Source organism: Massilia atriviolacea (assembly GCF_003953935.1).
Taxonomy (GTDB): domain Bacteria; phylum Pseudomonadota; class Gammaproteobacteria; order Burkholderiales; family Burkholderiaceae_D; genus Telluria_A; species Telluria_A atriviolacea.
The window spans coordinates 13,384-36,931 of record NZ_RXLQ01000021.1 but is presented as its reverse complement, the minus strand read 5'-3'; the positions used below and the strand labels follow the sequence as shown (position 1 = coordinate 36,931).

Genomic DNA, 23,548 nt, shown 5'->3' with positions numbered 1-23,548 from the left:
GGACCTGGCGACGCGGGGGCGTCGGGAAGGAACACTTGCTGGCGGGTGTCAAATGATAACAAGAATCATTATCATTTGCAATGTATCCCCGCCGGGGCGGTGTGCGGCTGCCTGCTTACTTGCGGTTCCAGACGTCCATCATGTCCTGGGAGCCTTGCAGGCGGATGCCGTTGTCGGACAAGATACTTTCGGTGGCGTCGACCATGTCCTTGCGCCGCACGACCATGGTTTCGCCGCCGCGCTGGTCGAAGTGGATCACGATCAGTTCGTCCTTCGAGTCGCGCAGCAGCTGCACCATGTGGGCCAGGCTGCGCACCGGGACCTTGTTCAGCGAATGGATCACCGAGCCGAAACGGTTGGAATAGCCGGTCACCGACTTATGCGGGAAGAAGGGCGAGCTGACCACCACCAGTTCCTGGCGCTCCGGCGTCGGCGGATCGCCACGGCGCGTCACCAGCGGGCTGGCGATGTAGCTGGCCGCCGCCATCACGTTGACGTTGGAGTTGAGGAAGGCCAGGAAGTCGGTGCTGGCGCGCGAGAACACGATCGGGCCGTAGATGAAGTAGGACGGGTAGCCGTTGTTCAGGTCCGGAATGAGCAGCTTGCGCCCGCCCACGGCCGGCACCTTGACGTTCATGCTTTTGCCGGCGCGGACGATGGTCAGCGGCACCGCGCCATCCCTGGTCACCTGCTGTACGCGGTACTGGAAGCGCACGCGCAGGTTGGTGCCCAGCTTGACCATGCCCTGGTTGTCGATCGGCGAATCGCCGATGTGGGTGATCACGTCCCATTCCTTGAGCGGATAGGCGGCATCGTTCTGGTTGGGGCGCTGCACCACGGCGCCGGCGACCGATTTGTCGAGTTTGAGGAATTCGCGCAGGACCGGGTTTTCCAGCGTCTGCACTTCGTCGGCGAGCGATGGCTTGCCGTCGTATTTGCCGTCGGCGACATCGCGCAGGAACAGGTCGACTTCTTCGTTGGGGATGATGTAGCCGATGTTCTGCGTGTTGGCGGCGCCGCCGAAGGCCAGGCCCACCATCTTGTCGTTGGCGATGGCCGGGCCGCCGCTGTTGCCGGGGTTGATGGCGGCGTCGATCTGGATGCGCAGGCCGGTGGTGCCCATGCTGTAGTTGGCGAATTCGATGCGCGAGACGATGCCCTTGGTGATCGAGAGCGAGGTGCCGCCGGTCGGGTAGCCGTAGGCGAAGACCTGGTCGCGCACGTCCGGCAGCACGCTGGCGCGCGAGACCGGCGCGTGGGTGTCGAAGAACGATTCGTCGTCGAGCTTGAGGATGGCCAGGTCGATCCCGCGCGCGACCGCCACCACCGTGGCCGAGACCTTGCCGCCGGCCTGGCTGGCCTGCACCTGGACCTGGCTGGCGTAGCCGACCACGTGGGCGTTGGTGAGGATGCGCTTGCCGTCGATGACCACGCCGGAACCGGTCACCTCGACCGGCGAGGCCTTGGTCCATGGCTTGTACGGGTCGGGGCGGCGCAGCGTGGCGAACACCTTGACGACCGAATTTTCCAGGTTGGCGGGAATGGCGGCCACCGGCGCGGCCGGGGTCGAGCCGCTGGTGACGTCCTGTGCGGCGTGGGCCAGCAGGCTCGCCGTGGCAAGGGCGGCGGCGACGATACGCGATATGTTCATGGGGTAATTTCTGTCTGGGAGAGGGGACGGCGAGCGTTCATCATACACGCGCTCCTGGCGCCGTCCCAGCCCTCTCGCCGCTCCCGCCTTTGCGGGAGAGGCGATCACTGCTTCACGAACTTGAGCGTCATGCGGTCGCTCTCGCCGATCGCCAGGTACTTCTCGCGGTCGACGTCCTTGTTGGCCAGGACCGGCGGCAGCGCCCAGACGCCCTTGTTGTGGTCCGCCTTGTCCTTCGGATTGGCGTTCACTTCCGATTTGCCGGCCAGCTTGAAGCCGGCGCTTTCGGCCATCTTGATGACGTAGGCTTCCTGCACGTAGCCGCTGTCGGCCTTCGGCTCCTTGCCGGCCGGCGCGCGGTGTTCGACCACGCCGAACACGCCGCCCGGTTTCAGGCTCTCGTGGACCTTCCTGAAGATCTCCTTGACCTTCTCGTCGCCATTGCCGGTCCAGTTATGGATGTTGCGGAAGGTGACCACCAGGTCGGCCGTTCCCGGCTTGGCGAAGTCGTAGGTGGTCGGCACTTCGAACACGCCGCGCTGCACCTTGTCGAACATGGCCGGCTTCGACTCGAGCTTCTTGGTCAGGTTGGCGGCGTACTTGCGCGCGCCTTCGCGGGCCGAGGTCGGCGATTCGCCGGCGGCGATCAGCTTGCCCTTCTCGCGCAGGTAGGGCGCCAGGATTTCGGTGTACCAGCCGCCGCCCGGCGACAGCTCGACCACCGTCATGGTCGGCTTGATGCCGAAGAAGGTCAGCGTTTCGTAAGGATGACGGGCGCCGTCGCGGGCGACGTTGGCGCTCGCGCGCTCGCTGTTGGCGATGGCTGCCTTGAGGGCGTCATCGGCGTGGGCTGCGCCGCTCATGCCAGCGGCCAGCATCGCGGCCAGGATCAATCGTTTCATGTTCTCGTCTCCGGTATCGGTAAGTACTGCGGGGAGCGATGTGATATCGCCAACTAGCGCGATGATCGAGTATGCACGCTTGCAGGTCAAGCCGAATTTGATGGAGCCAGTCATCCCCATCCGCTTGCCCCGATACACCGGGACAGGCTCCTGTACATACTGTCCGTTACAGGGGGCGGACAGTGCTGCGGACACTGCGGACAGCGTCCGCCGGACACTCGCGCAATCGCGAATCAAGCACTTAGCAAGTGGCACAAGTTTTGCGTATTCTTTTCGCCATTTTGCTGGTAAGGTTCTTGTTGATTTTTGGTCCAGGCCAGCGATCGGCATGGTCCGATGAGTAGAAAAATAAAGAGCGCTCGCACGGTCAAGCGGGACGTTTACCTTGGTGGTGATTGTCAGGAGATACTATGGAACGACGTGCTTTTCTCAATATCAGCGGGCTCGCACTGGGCACGATGCTGGTGCCGGTCTTCGGCAACGCCATCGCCGCTGAAGAATTACTCAATCCCCTCGCAGCAAAGTTCAAGAAGACCCTGGCCGACGTGGCCCTCAATGCCGCCACCGGCGCCGGCGCCAGCTACTGCGACGTGCGCATCGGCCGCTACCTGAACCAGTTCATCACCACGCGCGACCTGAACGTCGAAAGCGTGACCAATACCGAATCCGCAGGCGTCGGCGTGCGGGTGCTGTGCAACGGCGCCTACGGCTTTGCCGCCACCTCCGACATGTCGCCCGACGCGGTGGCCGGCGCCGCGCGCCAGGCGGTCGCCATCGCCAAGGCCAACGCCAGGCTGCAATCCGAACCGGTGCGCCTGGCGCCCGTCAAGGGCGTGGGCGAAGTGGCCTGGACCACCCCGATCAGGAAGGACTGGCGCACGGTTCCCATCAAGGAAAAAGCCGAGCTGCTGATCGCCGCCAACAAGGCCGGCATGGACGGCGGCGCGAGCTTCATGCAGTCGCTGATGTTCCAGGTGAACCAGCAAAAATACTTCGCTTCCACCGACGGTTCCTACATCGACCAGGACGTGCACCGCATGTGGATGCCGGTGTTCGCCACCGCCGTCGACAAGGCCACCAACAAGTTCCGCTCGCGCCAGGGCTTGTCCACGCCGGTCGGCATGGGCTACGAATACCTGGACGCGCGTTCCGAGGACAAGATCAAGGCCGCCGGCGGCGTCTGCACCCTGTACAAGAATTCCTACGACCTGATCGAAGACGCGCGCGCCTGCGGGCGCCAGGCCAAGGAAAAGCTGACCGCCAAGTCGGTCGCGCCGGGCAAATACGACCTGGTGCTCTCGCCGGAGCACCTGTACCTGACCATCCACGAATCGGTGGGCCATCCGACCGAACTCGATCGCGTGCTGGGCTACGAAGCCAATTACGCCGGCACCAGCTTCGCCACGCTGGACAAGTGGGAAACCAAAAAATTCAAGTACGGCTCCGAACGCGTGAACATCGTGGCCGACAAGACCGCGCCAGGTTCGCTGGGCGCGGTCGGCTACGACGATGAAGGGGTGCCGGGCAAGCGCTGGGACATCATCAAGGACGGCATCCTGGTCAACTACCAGGCCACGCGCGACCAGGCCCACATCATCGGCGAGAAGGAGTCGCACGGCTGTTCGTACGCGGACAGCTGGAGCAGCGTGCAGTTCCAGCGCATGCCCAACATCTCGCTGGAAGCGGGCAAGGCCAGGCTGACCCCGGACCAGATGGTCAAGGACGTCAAGAAGGGCATCTACATCGTCGGCGCGGGTTCGTTCTCGATCGACCAGCAGCGCTACAACTTCCAGTTCGGCGGCCAGCTGTTCTACGAGATCAACAACGGCAAGATCGGCGCGCCGCTCGAAGACGTGGCCTACCAGTCGAACACCCAGGAATTCTGGAACGCCTGCAGCGCCATCTGCGACGAGCGCGATTGGCGCATGGGCGGCTCCTTCTTCGACGGCAAGGGCCAGCCGAGCCAGGTCAGCACCGTGTCGCACGGGTCGAGTACCGCGCGCTTCAATGGCATCAACGTCATCAACACCGCACGCAAGATCGGCTAAGCCAGGGACCGCACATGAAGATTCTGACTCAAGAAGAAAGCAAGCGTATCGCCGACCGCGTGATGGCGCTGACAAAAGCCGACGAATGCACGGTGCGCGTTTCCGGCGGACGCACCGGGAACATCCGCTACGCGCGCAATAACGTCTCCACCGCCGGCCTGGTGGACAACGCCGACCTGGTGGTGCAGGTGGCCTTCGGCAAGCGCCAGGGCACCGCCACCATCAACGAATTCGACGACAAGTCGCTCGAAAAAGTCGTGCGCCGCGCCGAGGACCTGGCGCGCCTGGCGCCGGAAAACCCGGAGTTCATGCCGGCCGTGTCGAAGCAGGCGTTCAAGGCCTCGGAGACCTTCAGCCGCGCCACCGCCGCCGTCGATCCGGAGTTTCGCGCGCAGACGGCGGCCTACAGCATCGAGGCGAGCCGCAAGAACAAGCTGGTATGCGCCGGCTTCTTCACCGACAGCCACAGCTTCCAGACCATCGCCAATTCGAACGGCGTGTTCGGGCACCAGGAAGAGACCAACGTCGACTTCACCTGCACCGTGCGCACCGAAGACGGACGCGGCTCGGGCTGGGTCAAGCGTTCGGCCACCGACGTGGCGCGTTTCGATGCGCGCGAAGCGTCCGACGTGGCCATCGAAAAGGCCCTGCGCTCGGTCGACGCCAAGGCGCTCGAACCGGGCCGCTACACGGTGATCCTGGAGCCGGCCGCCACTTCCGACCTGATCGGCTTCATGCTGGGCGGCTTCGACGCGCGCCAGGCCGACGAGGGCCGCAGCTTCCTGTCGAAGAAGGGCGGCGGCACGCGCCTGGGCGACAAGCTGTTCGACGCCCAGGTCAATATCTGGTCCGACCCGTGGGACAAGGATGTGCCGGTGATGCCGTGGGACGCGGGCACCATGCTGGCGCGCGAGCGCATGAACCTGATCAAGGACGGCAAGGTATCGGCGCTCGATTATTCGCTGTTCTGGGCCAACAAGAAAGGCGTGCGCGCCATTGGCGCGCCAGGCAATATGATCATGGGCGGGACCGGCAAAACCACGGCGGAGCTGATCGCAGGCACCAAGCGCGGCGTGCTGGTCACGCGCACCTGGTATATCCGCGAAGTGGACCCGCAGTCGGTACTGCTGACCGGCCTGACGCGCGACGGCACGTTCTACATCGAGAACGGCAAGATCAAGCATCCGATCAAGAACTTCCGTTTTAACGAAAGCCCGGTGACCATGCTGAACAATATCGAGGCGATCGGCAAGCCGCAGGTGATCGCGGGCGACGAGGTGCCGTATTCGATGCTGATTCCGCCGATGAAGGTCAGGGACTTCAACTTTACGTCCTTGTCGGACGCAGTGTAAACATTACCACGTCGTTCCCGCGAAGGCGGGAACCCAAGTACGTGCCGCGTCCACCGGGCCGCGTGCAAATTGGGTTCCCGCCTTCGCGGGAACGACGGAGCGCAAGCAGGAGCAAATAGTGGAACGACGTACCTTCCTCAAAATCGGCAGCGGCGCCGCCGGCGCCATCCTGGTGCCCGTCTTCGGTAACGCCATCGCGGCCGAAGAATTAATGAACCCGGTCGCCATCGCCTTCAAGAAGTCCCTGGCCGACGCCGCGATGAACGCCGCCACCAGGGCCGGCGCCAGCTACTGCGACGTGCGCATCGGCCGCTACCTGAACCAGTTCATCACCACGCGCGACCTGAGCGTGGAGAACATCGTCAACACCGAGTCGTCCGGCGTGGGGGTGCGCGTGATCGCCAACGGCGCCTACGGCTTCGCCTCCACCAACGACATGTCCCCGGACAGCATCGCCGCCGCCGCGCGCCAGGCCGTGGCGATTGCCCGCGCCAACAGCAAGCTGCAAGGCGAGCCGCTGCAAATGGCGCCGGTCAAGGGCGTCGGCGAAGTGGCGTGGGCCACGCCGTTCACCCGCGACTGGCGCACGGTCCCGATCAAGGACAAGGCCGAGATGCTGATCGCCGCCAACAAGGCGGGCCTGGACGCCGGCGCCAGCTTCATGACCTCGACCCTGTTCCAGGTCAACCAGCAAAAGTACTTCGCCTCCACCGACGGTTCCTACATCGACCAGGACATCCACCGCCTGTGGGCGCCGCTGACCGCCACCGCCGTCGACAAGGCCAGCAACAAGTTCCGCACGCGCGACAGCCTGGCCGCGCCGGCCGGCATGGGTTACGAATACTTCGACGCGCGCCCGGCCGACAAGATCAAGGCCGCCGGCGGCGTCGCCACGCTCTACACCAAGTCCTACGATATCGTGGAGGACGCGCGCGCGGCCGGCCGCCAGGCGCGCGAAAAACTCTCCGCCAAGACGGTCGAACCGGGCAAGTACGACCTGGTGCTCTCGCCCGAACACCTGTTCCTGACCATCCACGAGTCGGTCGGCCACCCGACGGAGCTGGACCGGGTACTCGGCTACGAAGCCAATTACGCCGGCACCAGCTTCGCCACCCTCGATAAGTGGAAGACCAAGAAATTCAAGTTCGGCGCCGACAGGGTCAACTTCATCGCCGACAAGAACGAACCGGGTTCGCTCGGCGCCGTCGCCTACGACGATGAAGGCGTGCCCGCCAAGCGCTGGGACATCATCAAGGACGGCATCCTGGTCAACTACCAGGCCACGCGCGACCAGGCCCACCTCATCGGCGAAAAGGAGTCGCACGGCTGCTCGTACGCCGACAGCTGGAACAGCGTGCAATTCCAGCGCATGCCGAACATTTCGCTCGCCGCCGGCAAGGAAGCCCTGACCCCCGACGAGATGGTCAAGGACGTCAAGAAGGGCATCTACATCCTCGGGCGCGGCTCTTACTCGATCGACCAGCAGCGCTACAACTTCCAGTTCGGCGGCCAGCTGTACTTCGAGATCAGGAACGGCAAGATCGCCGGCCCCCTGGAAGACGTGGCCTACCAGTCCAACACCCAGGAATTCTGGAACGCGTGCAGCGCCATCTGCGACGCGCGCGACTGGCGCATGGGCGGCTCCTTCTTCGACGGCAAAGGGCAGCCCAGCCAGGTCAGCGCGGTGTCGCACGGATCTGCTACCACGCGTTTCAACGGCATCAACGTCATCAACACCGCCCGCAAGATCGGCTAAGGAGAATTCGCAGCATGAAACAGTTGAACCAGGAAGAAGCAAAACGCATCTGCGACCGCGTGCTCGGATTTTCCAGGGCCGACGAATGCCGCGTGGCGATCAACGGCACCCGTAGCGGCAATATCCGCTACGCGCAGAACAGCGTGTCGACCGCGGGCCTGAACGAGAACATGCAGCTGACCGTGAGCGTCGCCTTCGGCAAGCGCCAGGGCACCGCCTCGATCAATGAGTTCGACGACAAGTCGCTCGAAAAAGCCGTGCGCCGCGCCGAAGACCTGGCCCGCCTGGCGCCCGAAAATCCCGAATTCATGGCAGCCATCGGCAAGCAGGAATACAAGCCCTCCAACGCCTTTGCGCGCGAGACCGCCGCCATCGACCCGGAGTTCCGCGCCGACGTAGCCTCGCACAGCATCCTCGCGGGGCGCAAGAACAAGCTGGTGACGGCCGGCTTCTTTGTCGATAACACGGGCTTCGAGACCATCGCCAACTCCAACGGCGTGTTCGGCCACCACGAATTCACCAACGTCAGCTTCACCTGCACCGCGCGCACCGAAGACGGGCGCGGCTCCGGCTGGGTGACCCGCTCGGCCAACGACGTGCGCCGTTTCGACGCGCGCGAAGCGTCCAGCGTGGCCATCGAAAAGGCGCTGCGTTCGGTCGACGCCAAGGCGCTGGAGCCGGGCCGCTACACGGTGATCCTGGAGCCGGCCGCCACCTCGGACCTGGTCGGGCGCATGTTCGGCTCCTTCGATGCGCGCCGCGCCGACGAAGGCCGCAGCTTCCTCTCCAAAAAGGGCGGCGGCAACCGCCTCGGCGAAAAGCTCTTCGACGAACAGGTCAATGTGTGGGCCGACCCGTGGGACAAGGACGTGCCGGTGCGCCCATGGGACACCGAATCGATGCTGCCGCGCGAACGCACCGACATCATCAGAAACGGCAAGATCGTCTCGCTCGATTACTCGCTGTTCTGGGCCAACAAGCAGAAGATGAAGGCGCGCGGCCGTCACGGCAACATGATCATGTCGGGCGGCTCCAGATCGCTCGACGAACTGATCGCGTCGACCAGGAAGGGCATCGTCGTTACCCGCACCTGGTACATCCGCGACGTCGATCCGCAATCGCTGCTGCTCACGGGCCTTACGCGCGACGGCACCTTCTACGTCGAAAACGGCAAGATCAAGCATCCGGTGAAGAACTTCCGCTTCAACGAAAGCCCGGTGTCGATGCTCAACAACCTCGATGAACTGGGCAAGCCGCAGATCCTGGGCGGCGACGGCGCCAACTTCCAGATGGTCATTCCGCCGATGAAAATCCGCGACTTCAACTTCACGTCGCTGTCGGACGCGGTCTAGGGCGGGACCGCGCCATGCGCAGCTACGACTTCTACTTCACGCGCCTGATGTACGAGTCGGGCGACTGGGACGTGGATATCCGCATGCCCAGCAACGTACTCAATTCGCTGGTGGAGTACACCACCCTGCGCGTCGATCCGGTGGAACGCGTGATTGCGCTGGCCGACGCAAAGATGCTGGAGTCGCCCTTCTGCTACCTGGCCGGGCACAAGCTGGTGCAGTTCACGCCGGCCGAGCGCAAGAACTTCGAGCGCTACGTGCGCGGCGGCGGCTTTGTGTTCGTCGACGACTGCAACCACGACATCGACGGCCTGTTCGCCAAGTCCTTCGAGGCCGAAATGGCGCGCATCTTCGGCCCCAGGGCGCTCAGGAAGATCCCCAACAACCACCCGGTGTATTCGAGCTTCTTCCAGTTCGACGGCCCGCCCAACACCGGCAACGAGCTCAATGGCTGGGGCGACGACCTGGTGCACGACTACCTGAAGGCCATCGAAATCAACGGGCGCGTGCGGGTGCTGTATTCGAACAAGGACTACGGCTGCGAGTGGGACTACGACTTCCGCAACAAGCGCTGGCTGGTGGTCGACAACACCCGCTTCGCGGTCAATATCATTCAGTACGCTTTGGGAGCATGACAGTGCCAGTAGCCTGGGAAGAAAAAGACATCGCCGACCTGACGGCAAAGATCGGCGCGCTCAAGGCGAGCATGTCGAGCGTGATCGTCGGCCAGGACAATGTGATCGAGTCGCTGATCATCTGCCTGCTGGCCGGCGGCCACGCGCTGGTCGAGGGCGTGCCGGGACTGGGCAAGACCTTGCTGGTCAAGTCGCTGGCGCAGGCCACCGACCTGAAATTCCAGCGCGTGCAGTTCACGCCCGACCTGATGCCGTCGGATATCATCGGCACCGAAATCCTCGAAGAAAACCAGGCCACGCGCCAGCGCATCTTCCGCTTCCAGCCCGGTCCCGTGTTCACGCAGGTGCTGCTGGCCGACGAAATCAACCGCGCGCCGCCCAAGACCCAGTCGGCGCTGCTCGAAGCGATGCAGGAGCGCGCGGTGACCTTTGCCGGCGTCACCCACACCCTGCAAAAGCCGTTCTTCGTGCTGGCCACCCAGAACCCGATCGAGCAGGCCGGCACCTACCCGCTGCCGGAAGCGCAGCTCGACCGCTTCTTGCTGCGCATCGACGTCGGCTACCCGACCGAAGAGGAAGAGATGACGATGGTCTCGCGCACCACCCACGCGGGCCTGCCCGATGCGCCGCAGGCGATGGATGTGGACAGCCTGCTGCGCCTGCAAACGCTGGTGCGCGATATCGACATCGGCGAACACCTGCTGCGCTACGCCACGCGCCTGGTGCGCGCGACCCGCCCGCAGGAGACGCACGTCGCCGCCGTCGGCAAACATGTCGGCTGGGGCGCCGGACCGCGCGCCGGCCAGGCGCTGGTGCTGGCGGCCAAGGCGCGCGCGCTGATGCACAATCGCCTGGCGGTGACGCGCGACGACATCGGCGCCATGCTGCTGCCGGTGCTGGCGCATCGCGTGCTGCGCAACTTCGAGGCCGAAGCCGACGGCGTGGCGATTGCCGACATCCTGCTCGCCCTGCGTGCCGAGATCCGCGCCGACAAGGATTAGCCATCGCATGCTGTCGACGCCGGCGCTGCTCGCGCATACCAATGACCTGAACCTGATCATCCGCCACGTGCTGGCGGGGCTCGGTCACGGCATCCATGCGGGCCGCGAGCGCGGCGCCGGCGTCGAATTTTCCGAATACCGCGCCTACGCGCCCGGCGACGAGTGGCGCCGCATCGACTGGAAGCTGCTGGCGCGCGCCGACCGTTACTACGTGCGCGAGGCGGAGCGCGACAGCCACGTGGCGGTCTGGCTCTGGCTCGATGCCACCGCGTCGATGGCCGAGCCAAGCCGCAGCGGCGTGTCGGGACTGGACAAACTCTGGTATGCGCGCACCGTCCTGGCCTGCATCGCCGCCATCGCCCAGCGCCAGGGCGACGCCTTCGGCCTGGTCATCTGCAGCGGCGAGCGCGTGCAGTTCACCCCCGCCGCGCGCGGACCGCGCCAGATGCAGCGCGTGTTGGCGCAATTGCAGCGGATCGAGGCCGGCGGCACGCTGCCGGATGGCGAGACCCTGCGCGCCAGCATGCCCTTCGTGCGCTCGCCCAGCCTGGTGTTCGCCGCCAGCGATTTTCTCGACTGGCCTTCCAGCCAGGCCGAAGCCCTGTTGCGCCTGCGCCGCATGCGCCACGACGTGCGCCTCCTGTGCCTGCAGACGCGCGCCGAGTGCGACGCCAGCTTCGCGCCCGACACCATCTGGCGCGATCCCGAAAACGCCGACGGCGTGTTCCGCTTCGCTGCCGGGACGGTCGGCGTGTATCGCAAGAACCGCGACGAACACGTCGAGCGCATGACGGCGCAATGCCGCCACAACGATATTGCCCTGCTGGCCGCCTGCATCGAAGAGCCATTGCCCGCCGTGCTGCGCGCATGGCTGCGCCGGGGTGCGCGCGCATGATTTCACTCTGGTGGCTCGGACTGGCCCTGCTGGCGTTGCCGGTGCTGTGGCACCGCCAGCGGCGCCAGCGCATGCGCCAGGAGCCGCTGGCCACCGCGCGCTTCCTGCCGCGCGCCGATCCGCAGCAACTGCGTGTGTGGCGCTGGACCGAACGCCTGCTGCTGCTCGCGCGCTGCCTGCTGATCGTCGCCGTCCTGGCCTGGCTGGCCGACCTGGTGCTGCCATGGCGGCGCGACGCGGTGCTGATACCCGCCGGTACCGACAGCGAATGGGCCGAACGCCAGATCAGGCAGGCCGGTTTTTACGACGCCAGCTGGATCGCGGTGCCGGCCGACGATCCCTTTGCCTGGCTGGCGCGCCACGACCGCGAGTGGCGCTCCGGTTCGCGCCTGCTGGTGCTGGGGAACGTGCCGATGCCGGCTGCGCCGCCACGGTCGCGCCACCGGATCGAGGTGCGCAGCAAGGCGCCGGCATTTGCGCAAACCGAACAGCGCGTGGTCGTCGTCAGCAAACGCGCGGCGCAATGGCGCGCCATGTTCGCCGCCCTCGACGGCCCGCGCCGCTACAAGGTCGACGAAGCGCCGCAAGGCGCGGCCGAACTGGTGATCTGGGATGTGCCGCAAGCGCCGCCTGCGGATCTGCGCGCGCCGCTCTGGTGGGCTGGCGACACCACCGCCTTTGCGCAACTGCACAAGGCGGCGCAGGTCGACGGCATGCGCTACGCCGGCGGCGCGCGCGGCCGCGTGTGGACCGCCAGCGCGTGGCCGCCCGCCGGACCGGATGCCGCGCGCCGCCTGTTCGAAACCTGGCAGCGCCTGCATTACGCGCCGGTGGCGTACACCATGCCATCGCAGGTGCTCGCTGCCACGGCGAGTGCCACGCCGGCGCAGTCCAGCGGCGCCCTGCGTTACCTGCTCACGCTGGTGCTGCTTGGCCTGTTTGCAGTGGAACGGATACTGGCCCATGCAAGCCGACGCTGACATCTGCGGCCGCCTGCAGTTCGCCGCCACGCGCCGGCGCGCGCCGCTGTGGATCGCGGCGATCCTGCCATGGGTACTGTTGCTGTCGCTCCCCGGCGTCGCGGCGTGGAGCGCCTGGGCGGTATGGGATTGCCGCCGCCTGCGCGCGCGCGTCGAGCGCGACTGGAGCGGCTGGACCGACGCCGCCGTGCCCGCGCTGGAAGACAGCAGCGCGCTGCTGGCCGGCGCCACCAGTGCCATCGGCCAGCTCCAGCGGCGCCGCCTGCTGGCGCGCCTCGCCACCGCGCTTACCGACGACGTGCTGGCGGCGATTGCCAGGGAGCGCGTGCGCCTCGATGCGCGCTGGCTGGCCTTGAGCGTGTGCGCGGCGCTGGCCTTGTTCGCATGGCGGCTGGCAGACGCCCTGCCCCCCGCGCCGCACGAGGTCAAGGCCCTGATCGCGAAGCAGACCAGCGAGATCACCGTGCGCGTGACGCCGCCCGGATATACGGGAGTAGCCAGGTCCGAGGGCGCGCCGCGCGAATTGCAGGTGCCGGAACACAGCGTCGTCGAATGGTGCCTGCGCGCGCCGCAGCCGGTCGATACGCCGGTCGAACTGAGCGACGGCCAGTCGCTCAGGATCGGCCGCGAGTGCGCGCGCTGGACCGCGACCGAATCGGTGTTCTGGCGCTGGCGCGGAGCGCGCTACAAGCTGCGCGTGATTGCCGACCAGGCGCCCGAAGTGACCATGTCCGCGCCGCGCGAAATGATCCACACGCTCGCGCGCGATGCCGCCAACGCCGCCATTGCGCTGGCGGTGCGCGACGACTACCAGGTGCGGCGCGCCACCCTGCACCTGACCCTGGCGCGCGGCAGCGGCGAGAATATCCGCTTCAGCGACCGCGAACTGCCGCTGCCCGAGTCGAGCGACCCGCGCACGCGCAACTGGCACAAGCAGTGGACGCTGGCGGAACTGGGCATGGAGCCGGGCGACGAGCTGTATTTCTTCGTGCGCGCGACCGACAACGCCGAACGTGCGCACACCACCGTCTCGCCCACCTACACCCTGCGCCTGCCCGGACCGGTGGAAGAGAGCGACGAATCGTCCGCGCAGCCGATGCTGGTCAAGCCCGAGAACCTGCGCAGCCAGCGCCAGATCATCATCGACACCGAGCAGCTGCTGGCCGACCTGAAGGCCGCGCCGGGCATGAACCAGGCCACGCTGCGCGCGCGCAGCGAATCGATCGCCGACGACCAGGCGCAGCTGCGGCGCCGCTACGGCCAGTTCCTCGGCGAAGAATCGACCCTGTTCGGCGGCGAGGAACATCACGACGACGATGAGAAGCACGACGTGGTTGCCGAATTCGGCCACGCGCACGACCAGGCCGAAAACGCCACCCTGTTCGACGAGTCGACCAAGAAGATCCTGCGGCGCGCCCTGAGCGCGATGTGGGATGCCGAAAAGGCCCTGCGCGCCATCGCGCCCAAAACCGCGCTGCCGCCCGAGTACAAGGCGCTCGACGCGATCAAGCAGTTGCAGCAGGCCGACCGCATCTACCTGCACAAGACCGCCTTCGTGCCGCCGCCGCTCAAGGAGGAAATCCGCATGACCGGCGACGTTGTCGGCGCCAAAGGCTACCGCCGCGAGCAGGCCACTGCCGCCATGCCGGTGCCCGACGAGGTGCGGCGCCTGATCGAAGCGCTCGATGGCGATGGCGCCTTGCCCGCCCTGTGGAGCCGTGGCGCGCACGAGTGGATTCGCGAGCGCATCGCCAACGACGAACAGCGCCTCGAAGCGCAGCGCGCCGTGCAGGACGTGGCCGACGGCTGCGCCGCATGCCGCCCGGTGCTGCGCGCCTGGCTGCGCGGCGCCATCAGCGGCGCGCCGGTGCTGTTGCAGGCCAGGGCCGTCCCGCAAACCCCCTTCACCCGCGCGCTGCGCAATGGAGCACCCCGATGATCGCAGCCGGCCTGATTTTCCTGATAGGCATCGGCAGCGCCGCGGTCTACCTGTGGCGGCGCCAGTGGATCGACGCCGCCTTGATCCTGGTCGCTGCCGCCGCGCTGGGCGTGATCGTCGGCGACTTCAGGCTGCCGGCGGGCGTGGGCGGCACCTTGTCGATCGATTCCGAGGCCGAGGCGATCGACCTGAACGAGGCGGCCGCCGTGAAGCTGACCGGCGACGGCCTGCCGGCCGCGCAGTGGCACGACCTGCCGGCGCGGCCCTTGCTCTGGGAGACGCCCGCCAGCGAAGTGCTGCACCTGGATTTTCCGCGCGAGCTGACGCTGGGGCGCATGTTCGCGCTGACCGTGCGCCGCAGCCAGGCAGCGAGCTGGCGCCTGCAACTGCTGGCCGAGAACAGGCAGGTGATTGCCGACGTGGCAGGCGAGGGCGCGGCGCTGACGGTGCAGTGGCTGCCGCCGGTGGCCGAAACGCTGGTGCTCAGCGCGCGCATGCTCGACGCCAGCGGCAAGGTGATGGCGCATGGCCCGGTGCCGTTTTCCGTCACGGCGCCGGTGCCGCTGCAGGTGGTGGGGCGCTTCGGCGCGCCATCGTTCGATGCGCGCGCGCTCAACGAACTGCTGGTGAACAGCCATGCGGCGCTCGACTGGCAGGTGGTGCTGGGTAAAACCGTCACCCGCAGCGAGACCGCGCGCGCAGCGCCCACGCAGCCCAATCTGCTGGTGGCCGATGCGGCGCACATCGAGCGCCTGGGCGACGGCGCGCGCGCCGCGCTGCTGGCCCAGGTGGCGGCCGGTACGCCGCTGGTGATCCTGGCGGCCAACGCCCAGGACAAGCAGACCTGGGCGCGCACCGTGCAGCTGCCATTGAAGGAACAGGCCGAGGCCCGGCCTGCCGGCACGCCGCTGGCGCTGGCGTCGGCGCCGCTCAATCCGGCGGCGGTTGCGGGTCCGTGGAGCGCGGCCGGCGACCGGATCTGGACCCGCTCATGGGAAAAGGGCCGCATCGTCTGGCTTGGCGTGGCCGACTGGCACCGCTATGCGATCAGCGAACCGCAGGCGCTCGCGCTGTGGTGGCAGGGTGTGCTCGACCGCGCCGGCATCGAGCGCGCGCAGGACGTGGCCTGGCTCGACCCGCAAGAGATGCCGCTGCCCGGCCGCCGCGTGGAAGTGTGCGCGCTCGGCGTGCAGGGCAAGGTCACCTTCCCCGAACTGAAGCAGACGCTGGCCTGGCAGCGCCGCCCGGACAAGGCCGACGCTTCCTGCGTGGCCGTGTGGCCGCGCAAGGCCGGCTGGCTGGCGATGCAGACCGACGGCGCAAAACCGGTCGCGGGCAAGCTGTACGTGTACGACAGGGCCGACTGGCCCCTGTGGCAAAAGGCGCAGCGGCGCGCGGCCACGGCGCGCTACGCCGCGCGCACCCCGGCCGCCATGGCGGCCGGCACCGCGCCGCTGCCGGCCTGGCCGTTCGCGCTGCTGTTCGCGCTGGCGATGCTGCTGCTGTGGTGGCGCGAGCGGCGCTGAGTCCCGGCCGGCGTCGGTTATGATGCCGCTCAACCTGCCCAACCCTTTTTTCCTGGAGTCCTGTCCGCATGGCCGCCCGCCTCCTGTCACGCCTGTTTTCCCTGCGTCCGAGCGCGGTCGATGCGCATCTGCTGGGGTTTCATCCCCGCCCCGGGCTGACCGGCCTGGCGCGCTTTGCAGCCGAATTTCTTTACTTCGGCATCAAGGAAGCGCGCGCCTGCCTGTTCGCTGGCCTGTTTTTCGCGGCGGTGTTCCTGCTGCCGCGTACCGGCTTGTGGGGCATTCCGCGCTACGACATGCTGCTCGTCGTCGCCCTCGCCATCCAGGGGGCGATGGTCTGGTCCGGTCTCGAAACTGTCGATGAACTCAAGGCGATCACGCTGTTCCACGTGATCGGCTTCGCGCTGGAAGTGTTCAAGGTGTCCGGCGCGATCCAGTCATGGTCGTATCCGGACTTTGCCTACACCAAGCTGTGCGGCGTGCCGCTGTTTGCGGGCTTCATGTACGCCGCCGTCGGCAGCTACATCATCCAGGCCTGGCGCCTGTTCGACCTGCGCGTGGAACACCATCCGCCGTTCTGGATGGGCGTGGCGATCGCGCTTCTCATCTACATCAACTTTTTCACCCACCACTACATCGGCGACTATCGCTGGTACGTGGCGGCCTGCGCGCTCGGGCTGTATGCGCGTTCGACCGTCATTTTGCGTCCGCTCGACGTCGAGCGCCGCATGCCCCTGCTGCTGGCCTTCGTGCTGATCGGGTTTTTCATCTGGCTGGCCGAAAACCTCAGCACCTTCTTCGGCATCTGGAAGTACCCCAACCAGCTCGGGGCGTGGTCGATGGTGCATGTGGGGAAGTGGAGTTCATGGTCCTTGCTGGTGGTGATGACGTTCACCATCATCGTCAACCTCAAGCACATCAAGGCGCGGATCGACGTGCCGGCATAGGCGCTAACCCAGTCGCGCCCGGGTCACGAAGCGGGAGGCCATTGGCGCGAGCTGTTCACAAGGGCCAGAATCCCGATTGTCTCACCGTTGATTTCATATACGATACGGTAGCTTTCGTGAACGATGAGTTCAAGCGTACCGCGAATTTTCCCGGCGTGTCCGAGGCGCGGAAAGGCTGCCAGCTCAGTCTGCCTCCGAAAACTGCGGCGGGCGGCGAACCTTGCTTCGACTTCTTCGTTGGAACGTCCGTCATCGCAAGCCGATGGCAGGGATGACACTGCCTGTTCCATCAAAAAAGGCCACGCCGTCGCCGGCGTGGCCTTGTCGGATTGCTCGGGCCAGCTTAGAAAGCCCAGTCAACCTTGGCGTACATCTGGCGGCCGTTGATGCCGATCGGGCAGGTTTCCCAGCAGCGGGTGAAGCCCAGTTGCGGGAACGGTGCAGCCTTGGTCTTGTCCCATTCGGTCGGGTAGGTGTCGAACAGGTTGTTCACGCCGAACGAGGCGCTGATCTTCTTGGTGAAGGAATAGCGCAGCGACATGTCGACCAGCCACTTCGCTTCCCAGGTCTGGATGAACGGGGCGGTAAAGCCCTGGCCCTGCACCGCGCCGTAGTAGTTGGCGCGGGTGTTCACGTTCCATGCGCCGGTCGTGTAGTCGGCCGCGATGACGTGCTTCTTGCGCGGCTGGCCGCGTTCGATCAGCGTCACTTGCGCGTCGTCGAACAGCTGGGTGCCGGTCAGCACCGGCGACTGCGATTTGCGCGCCTTGACTTCGGTCTTGTTGAAGCCCAGTTGACCCGACAGCACCAGGGTCGAGCCGGTCCACCTGGTGGTGTGCTCGGCCACGATGTCCAGGCCGTCCGTGGTGGTGTCGATCGCGTTGGTGAAGAACTGCGCCTGGCCGACCTTGAGCGGATCGAGGATCGCCTTGATCGGGCACTTGGAGGCAGGCACGCAGTTGCCGGATTCCGGCGCGATGTTACTGGAGAAGACGATGCGGTCGTCGATGTCGATGCGGTACAGGTCGGCGGTGACCGAGAAGTTCGGCATCGGGCGCAGGATCATGCCGATGCTGGCGCTCTTCGAGGTTTCTTCCTTGAGCGGCGAGATGCCGAAGGCGCGCGTGACGGCGCTGCCTTCGCGCGCGGTCAGCGTTTCGGTCAGCACGCCGGCCGAATTGAGGTTGGTCGACACGGAGCTGTAGAACTTCTGCTGCACGCTCGGTGCGCGGAAGCCCGTCGAGACGCTGCCGCGCATGCCGAACATGCGGGTCGGATCGTAGCGCATGCTCAATTTGCCGGTGGTGGTGTTACCGAAGTCCGAGTATTTTTCGAAGCGCATCGCGGCGGCAACCAGCAGTTTCTCGCTGATGTTGTGCTCCGCATCGAGATACAGGGCGATGTTGTGGCGGCCCTGGTCGACTTCGGTGCCCGGCGTGTAGCCCGGGAAGCCTTGTGCGCCCGATGCCGCGATGCCGCCGACCTGGTCGAAGATCTTGATGGCCGGGTTGTTGGTGCGGCCGTACTGGTACGAGACCGGGTCGCCCGCTTCGATCGCGTAGTTGTCGCGGCGGTATTCGAAGCCGGTGGCCAGTTGCACGGTGCGGTCGCCGAACTGGATCGGGCCGCGCACGTCGGCGTTGAAGGTGGTCTGGTTGAATTTCAGCTTGCCGGTGTCGGCTTCGAGCGGCGATTCGGCGTAGATGCCGCCACCCGGCTTCGGTTCGTACCAGTAGCTGACGTTGATCGAGTTCCGTTCGTGGAAACCGAGTTCGCTGCGGCCGTGGTTCACGCTCACGTCGAACTTCCATTCGTTGGCCAGGTCGCGCTTGTAGCCGACGGCGAACGAGGCGTCCTTCACGGTGGTGATGATGTTCGGCAGGAAGCCGTTCGGGTACACGGCCGGCACGGTGCGGCCGTCGCCCGGCGAGCGGAAAAATCCCGCCGAATCGCCGGTGCGCTTGGAGATGCCGCCGAAGGCGTAGAACTCGCTGGCGTCGTCGATCGGCAGGCCGGCGTTCCACCACAGGTAGGCATCCTTGGCCAGGCTGTCGCCGATGCGCTGGGTCACGCGCGGCGGGTTGACGCGTTCGGAGTCGACACCGGCGCGGTTGGTTTCGTTGCGGCGGCGGCCTTCGACCGACAGGTTCAGGTAACCGCGTTCGCCCAGCTTGAAGCCGGTGTTGGCGCTGCCGGAAATCAGGTCGCCGTCGCCTTCGGAGGTGGTGCCGATGCTGCTGCTCAGCTGCGTCTCGTTGGTCTGCTTCTTGAGCACGATGTTGATCACGCCGGCGATCGCGTCCGAGCCGTATTGGGCGGCCGCGCCGTCACGCAGCACTTCGATGTGGTGGATGGCCGACAGCGGAATGGCGTTGATGTCGGTACCGGCCGAGCCGCGTCCGATGGTCTGCTGCACATTGACCAGCGCCTGCTGGTGGCGCCGTTTGCCGTTCACCAGCACCAGCAGCTGGTCGGGGCCGAGGCCGCGCAGGGTGGCGGGACGGATGATGTCGGTGCCGTCGCTGATGAAGGTCGAGCTGAAGTTGAACGAGGGGTCCAGCGTTTGCAGCAGCTTGCCCAGTTCCAGCGGGCCGGCGGTCTGCATGTCCTTGATGTTGATCAGGCCGACCGGCGCGGCGGTATCGAGCGAGGTCTTGGCGGTCGAGCGCGAACCGAGGATCACGACGGAAGCGGGGGTGTCCTCGCCACTGCGTGCGGCGGGAGCTGTTGCGCCCTGTTGCGCGTAGGTGCTGCCCAGCGCGAGCAGGAGGGCCGATGCGAGCAAGGTGCGTTGAAGGTGAGGGCTGCCTGGGGTATTCGTCATGTAGATGTCTCGTTGTCGTTTTCATTTTTAGGGAATTGACTGGTCACACCCTCGTGGGGCCAGCCAATGTGAAAACGATACTACCTGACGAGTTTTGCGACGCGCAACGAGTCATATGAGAGTGTTGTAAATGCGTGCAACGGCAGCAATCCGTAGCAAAATGACGTGCTTGTATTCACAAAAGCATGTAATCTCGACTACGTACCCCGCGCGCGCGCTGCACTTATGCGCCCTCGCTATATGCTTATTCGCTGTGGTCCTGCATCCAGCCTTTCAGCCCTGTCACCCAGTTCTTGGCCGGCAGGTTCATGCTCTTTTTAATGGCCCCCGCACGTTCGTACAACACCGAAAAATCGATCGACGGCGCGCGCTTGAACGCCACCACGACGATGTTCGCGTCATGCACTTCGGGTAGCCACACCACCGCGTCGAACACCAGCTCCATGTTTTGCAGGTTCTTGTCGTAGCTGGCAAAGTCGCCGAACACATTGGTGGTCATGATGCCGTCATCGGACAGGCAATCCATGCAGGCCTGGTAGAACTCGGGCGAGTCGAGTACCGGCCCGCGCGCCTCTTCGTCGTACAGGTCCACCTGCAGCACGTCGACCGTGCCGTGGTTGGCCGGATCGAGCACGAAGTCCAGCGCGTCCATCTGGCGCACGTCCAGGCGCGCGTCGTTGGGCGGCAGGCCGAAGTGGGCGTGGCAGACGTCGATCACGTTGGGATTGAGTTCGGCCACCGTCACGCGCGCCTGCGGGAAGCGCTGGTAGGAAAACTTGGTCAGGGCCGCGCTGCCCAGTCCCAGCTGCACGATGTGCTTCGGATGGTCGAGGAAGAGCATCCACATCATCATCATCTGCACGTATTCGAGTTCGATGTTGTCCGGCTTGGCCAGGCGCATGGCGCCCTGCACCCACGAGGTGCCCAGGTGCAGGAAGCGCACGCCTTTGAATTCGGTGATGGTGGCCGGCGGGTGGCCGGGGGCGTCGAAGCGGGTGGAAGTGGGGGTGTCTGGCATCGCTGGCGGAGAAAAAGTGGAACAGCGATCTTACCACCCGCACTTACTTAGGCCGGCAGGATCAGGGTCACCGTCAGGCCGCCGCCCTCGCGGTTGCCGAGCGTGATGCGCCCGCCGTGCGCCTCGGCGATTTCGCGCGCCAGCGCCAGTCCCAGGCCGGTGCCGCTGCGCTTGGTGGAGTAGAAGGGTACCAGCGCATTGGTCAGCACCGCGTCGTTCATGCCCTGGCCGCGGTCCATCACTTCGATGCGCAGGGTGCCGTGCGCCTGGCGCACCTGCAGCGCCACGTCGGCGGCCGGCGAACCAGATTCGTGGGCGTTCTTGAGCAGGTTGAGCAAGGCCTGTTCCATCTGGGCCGGGTCGAAGCGGGCCGCTTCGGGCGGCAGCGCGCCGACCACCGTCACGGCCACCTGCGAGGCCAGCTGGCCGACAAAGCCGGGCCACGGACATGCTTCGATGCGCGGCGCAGGCAGCTTGGCGAAGCGCGCGTAGCCGAGGATGAAGCTCTCCAGGTGGCGCGTGCGCTCTTCGATGGTTTCCAGGATCTGCGGCAGGCGCTCGGTCTGGCCGCGCCGCACCAGCTCCGCGCCGGAATGCGCCAGCGACGTCAGGGGCGCGAGCGAGTTATTCAGTTCGTGGCTGATCACGCGGATGACCTTTTTCCAGGTCTGCACTTCCTGGCGCCGCAGTTCGTGGGTCAATTGGCGCAGCAGCAGCAGTTCGTGCTTGCGGCCGTTCAGGCTGAAGCTGCGGCGCGCCAGGTGGTAGACCTCTTCGTCCTCGCCGTCGCCGGCCGAAAACAGGCCGTCGCCGCCGCGCGCCAGCGCGTCCACCAGCGCCGGCGAGGCCGTGCCCAGGATCTCGGACAGGCGGTGGCCTTCGAGCTTGCGGCCTTCGCCCAGCATCTGGCGCGCCGACAGGTTGGCGTAGACGATCGCCCCCGGGCTGCCCGCCAGCTCGCCCACCAGCAGCATCGCCACCGGCGTGTTCTGGACCATGGTATCGAGCAGCAGTTCGCGCTGAACCAGCGCCAGGCGCTGTTCGCGCAGCACGTTCCCGAGCGCGTTGTGGGCCGCCACCAGGTCGGCCAGTTCGTCGTTCTGCGGCCAGTGCAGGCTGAAGGAAAAGTCGCCATCCTTGTAGCTGGTGACGGTGCCTTCGAGCGCGCGGAACAGGGACAGGATGGGGCGGATCTGGGCGCGCATGGTGATTACCGCGATCGGCACCACGCAGGCCAGCGAGACGGCCAGCACCGTCAGCACGCGCCCCGGCAGCAGGCGGTCCAGCCCGAGCGCGATGAGGACGCCGAGCGTGAGCAGGGTGCCCACCAGTGCCGACCAGCGCGTGACGAGGGACAGGCGCATCGGCTAGCGCGCGATCCCGAGCCGCTCCATGCGCCGGTACAGCGCCTGGCGCGACAGGCCCAGGTCGGCCGCGGCCTGCGCCACCACGCCGCCCGCGCGCGCCATGGCCTGCACGATGGCGTCGCGGTCCGGCTCCACTTCGACGCTGGCGGCCAGCGTGACCGGCAGCCCCAGGTCGCCCGCCTTGATGACGTCGCCGGCGGCCAGCAGGCTGGCGCGCGCCATCACGTTCTTGAGTTCGCGCACATTGCCTGGCCAGGCGTGCGCCAGCAGCGCGGCCTGGGCGCAGTGGTGCAGGCTTTTGCCGCGCGCCAGAAAACTGGCCGCCAGCGGCAAAATGTCGGCCGGACGCGCCGCCAGCGCCGGCAGGCGCAGTTCGATCACGTTGAGGCGGTAGAACAGGTCTTCGCGAAAGGTGCCGGCGCGGATCATCGCGCCCAGGTCGGCGTTGGTGGCGCTGATCACGCGCACCTTGACCTGGCGCTCGCGGTTCGAGCCGAGGCGCTCGAAGCGTCCGGTCTCCAGCACGCGCAGCAGTTTCATCTGGCCGGCCAGCGGCAGGTTGCCGATTTCGTCCAGGAACAGGGTGCCGCCGTCGGCCGCTTCGAACTTGCCTTCGCGCGCGCGCGAGGCGCCGGTGTAGGCGCCCGCTTCGGCGCCGAACAGTTCGGCCTCGATCAGTTCGGCCGGCAGCGCGCCGCAGTTGAGCACCACGAAGGGGCCGTCGGCCACCAGCGAATTGGCCTGGATGATCTCGGCGATGCGCTCCTTGCCGGTGCCGTTGGGGCCACTGATCAGCACCGGCACGTCGGCCCGCGCCACCTGGCAGGCCAGGTGCAGGATGCGTTCGGTGGCGGCGTCCTGCCACACCATGCCGCGCAGGTCGAAGCCCTGTTCCAGGTCGCGCCGCACGCGCCGCTCCTGCTGCACGCGCTGGCGCAGCGCGCGGTTGGCCTGGCCCAGTTCGACCAGGTTGGTCACGGTCGCGATCAGGCGGTTGTCGTTCCAGGGTTTGGACAGGTAATCGGCCGCGCCCGACTTGACCAGCTCGACCGCCGCATCCAGGTGGGTCCAGGCGGTCAGCAGGATCACCGGCAGGTCCGGGTGGCGCCGGCGGATCTCGCGGAACAGGGCCGTGCCTTCCTCGCCCGAGGTGGTGTCGGCCGAAAAATTCATGTCCTGGATGACCAGGTCCACGCTCGTGCGTTCCAGGATGGCCAGGCCTTCTTCGGGCGAGGTGGCGCGCAGCGCGCCGATGTCGTGCAGCGAAAACAGGACATCGAGTGCGATGGCGACGGCGGCGTTGTCGTCGATGATCAGTACAGTAGGCATGGGCGCTAGCATACCATCGGAACCCG

At 66.3% G+C, this 23,548-nt stretch carries 18 protein-coding genes; 11 read left to right on the top strand and 7 right to left on the bottom strand.

The genetic code is table 11. The features are described 5' to 3' along the window. Positions 1–115 precede the first annotated feature (115 nt). Both EJB06_RS27525 and EJB06_RS27520 read right to left on the bottom strand, forming a co-directional pair. Positions 116–1,651, bottom strand: a complete 1,536-nt coding sequence (locus EJB06_RS27525; RefSeq protein ID WP_126077237.1) for a S1C family serine protease — start codon at positions 1,649–1,651, stop codon at positions 116–118. Positions 1,652–1,755: 104 nt separating this feature from the next. Further along, positions 1,756–2,553: a class I SAM-dependent methyltransferase gene (locus tag EJB06_RS27520; RefSeq protein ID WP_126077236.1), complete on the bottom strand. Its 798-nt coding sequence runs from the start codon at positions 2,551–2,553 to the stop codon at positions 1,756–1,758. A gap of 410 nt (positions 2,554–2,963) precedes the next feature. On the opposite strand from EJB06_RS27520, the gene EJB06_RS27515 reads away from it, so the two are divergent. The 11 genes from EJB06_RS27515 to EJB06_RS27465 all read left to right on the top strand — a co-directional run bounded on the left by EJB06_RS27515 (position 2,964) and on the right by EJB06_RS27465 (position 16,984). Continuing rightward, a complete protein-coding gene (locus tag EJB06_RS27515) occupies positions 2,964–4,601 on the top strand; it encodes a TldD/PmbA family protein (protein WP_126077235.1) in 1,638 nt (545 codons plus the stop codon). 14 nt (positions 4,602–4,615) lie between these two features. Then, entirely contained in the window at positions 4,616–5,953 is a 1,338-nt protein-coding gene (locus EJB06_RS27510; RefSeq protein WP_126077234.1) for a TldD/PmbA family protein, read from the top strand. A gap of 118 nt (positions 5,954–6,071) precedes the next feature. Beyond that, positions 6,072–7,709 (top strand): TldD/PmbA family protein, encoded by a 1,638-nt coding sequence (locus tag EJB06_RS27505; RefSeq protein ID WP_126077233.1) that lies wholly within the window; start codon positions 6,072–6,074, stop codon positions 7,707–7,709. Between the two features lie 14 nt (positions 7,710–7,723). Further along, entirely contained in the window at positions 7,724–9,061 is a 1,338-nt protein-coding gene (locus EJB06_RS27500; protein WP_126077232.1) for a TldD/PmbA family protein, read from the top strand. A 14-nt stretch (positions 9,062–9,075) separates the two neighbouring features. After that, the gene (locus tag EJB06_RS27495) at positions 9,076–9,696 is read left to right on the top strand and encodes a DUF4159 domain-containing protein (protein ID WP_198420931.1); all 621 of its coding nucleotides are present in this window, start codon (positions 9,076–9,078) and stop codon (positions 9,694–9,696) included. Continuing rightward, positions 9,693–10,697: an AAA family ATPase gene (locus tag EJB06_RS27490; RefSeq protein ID WP_126077231.1), complete on the top strand. Its 1,005-nt coding sequence runs from the start codon at positions 9,693–9,695 to the stop codon at positions 10,695–10,697. The genes EJB06_RS27495 and EJB06_RS27490 overlap by 4 nt, the downstream gene beginning before the upstream one ends. A gap of 7 nt (positions 10,698–10,704) precedes the next feature. Further along, positions 10,705–11,592, top strand: a complete 888-nt coding sequence (locus EJB06_RS27485; protein ID WP_126077230.1) for a DUF58 domain-containing protein — start codon at positions 10,705–10,707, stop codon at positions 11,590–11,592. After that, the gene (locus EJB06_RS27480) at positions 11,589–12,572 is read left to right on the top strand and encodes a BatA domain-containing protein (RefSeq protein ID WP_126077229.1); all 984 of its coding nucleotides are present in this window, start codon (positions 11,589–11,591) and stop codon (positions 12,570–12,572) included. The genes EJB06_RS27485 and EJB06_RS27480 overlap by 4 nt, the downstream gene beginning before the upstream one ends. Further along, positions 12,556–14,511 (top strand): DUF4175 family protein, encoded by a 1,956-nt coding sequence (locus tag EJB06_RS27475; RefSeq protein ID WP_126077228.1) that lies wholly within the window; start codon positions 12,556–12,558, stop codon positions 14,509–14,511. Before EJB06_RS27480 ends, EJB06_RS27475 begins: the two co-directional genes overlap by 17 nt. Then, the gene (locus EJB06_RS27470) at positions 14,508–16,037 is read left to right on the top strand and encodes a hypothetical protein (protein WP_126077227.1); all 1,530 of its coding nucleotides are present in this window, start codon (positions 14,508–14,510) and stop codon (positions 16,035–16,037) included. The genes EJB06_RS27475 and EJB06_RS27470 overlap by 4 nt, the downstream gene beginning before the upstream one ends. A gap of 68 nt (positions 16,038–16,105) precedes the next feature. After that, positions 16,106–16,984, top strand: coding sequence for a DUF817 domain-containing protein (locus tag EJB06_RS27465; RefSeq protein WP_126077226.1), 879 nt, complete (start codon positions 16,106–16,108; stop codon positions 16,982–16,984). Between the two features lie 23 nt (positions 16,985–17,007). On the opposite strand, the gene EJB06_RS27460 is transcribed toward EJB06_RS27465, so the two are convergent. The 5 genes from EJB06_RS27460 to EJB06_RS27440 form a co-directional block, all read right to left on the bottom strand. Continuing rightward, entirely contained in the window at positions 17,008–17,274 is a 267-nt protein-coding gene (locus EJB06_RS27460) for a type II toxin-antitoxin system RelE/ParE family toxin (RefSeq protein WP_126077225.1), read from the bottom strand. A gap of 53 nt (positions 17,275–17,327) precedes the next feature. Continuing rightward, entirely contained in the window at positions 17,328–19,808 is a 2,481-nt protein-coding gene (locus EJB06_RS27455; RefSeq protein ID WP_126077224.1) for a TonB-dependent receptor plug domain-containing protein, read from the bottom strand. Positions 19,809–20,052: 244 nt separating this feature from the next. Next, positions 20,053–20,826 (bottom strand): spermine/spermidine synthase domain-containing protein, encoded by a 774-nt coding sequence (locus tag EJB06_RS27450; protein WP_126077223.1) that lies wholly within the window; start codon positions 20,824–20,826, stop codon positions 20,053–20,055. 47 nt (positions 20,827–20,873) lie between these two features. Further along, positions 20,874–22,190 (bottom strand): sensor histidine kinase, encoded by a 1,317-nt coding sequence (locus tag EJB06_RS27445; protein ID WP_126077222.1) that lies wholly within the window; start codon positions 22,188–22,190, stop codon positions 20,874–20,876. Between the two features lie 3 nt (positions 22,191–22,193). After that, positions 22,194–23,522 carry a sigma-54-dependent transcriptional regulator gene (locus EJB06_RS27440; RefSeq protein ID WP_126077221.1) on the bottom strand — a complete coding sequence of 443 codons (1,329 nt, stop codon included), beginning with the start codon at positions 23,520–23,522 and terminating at the stop codon, positions 22,194–22,196. Positions 23,523–23,548: the final 26 nt, after the last annotated feature.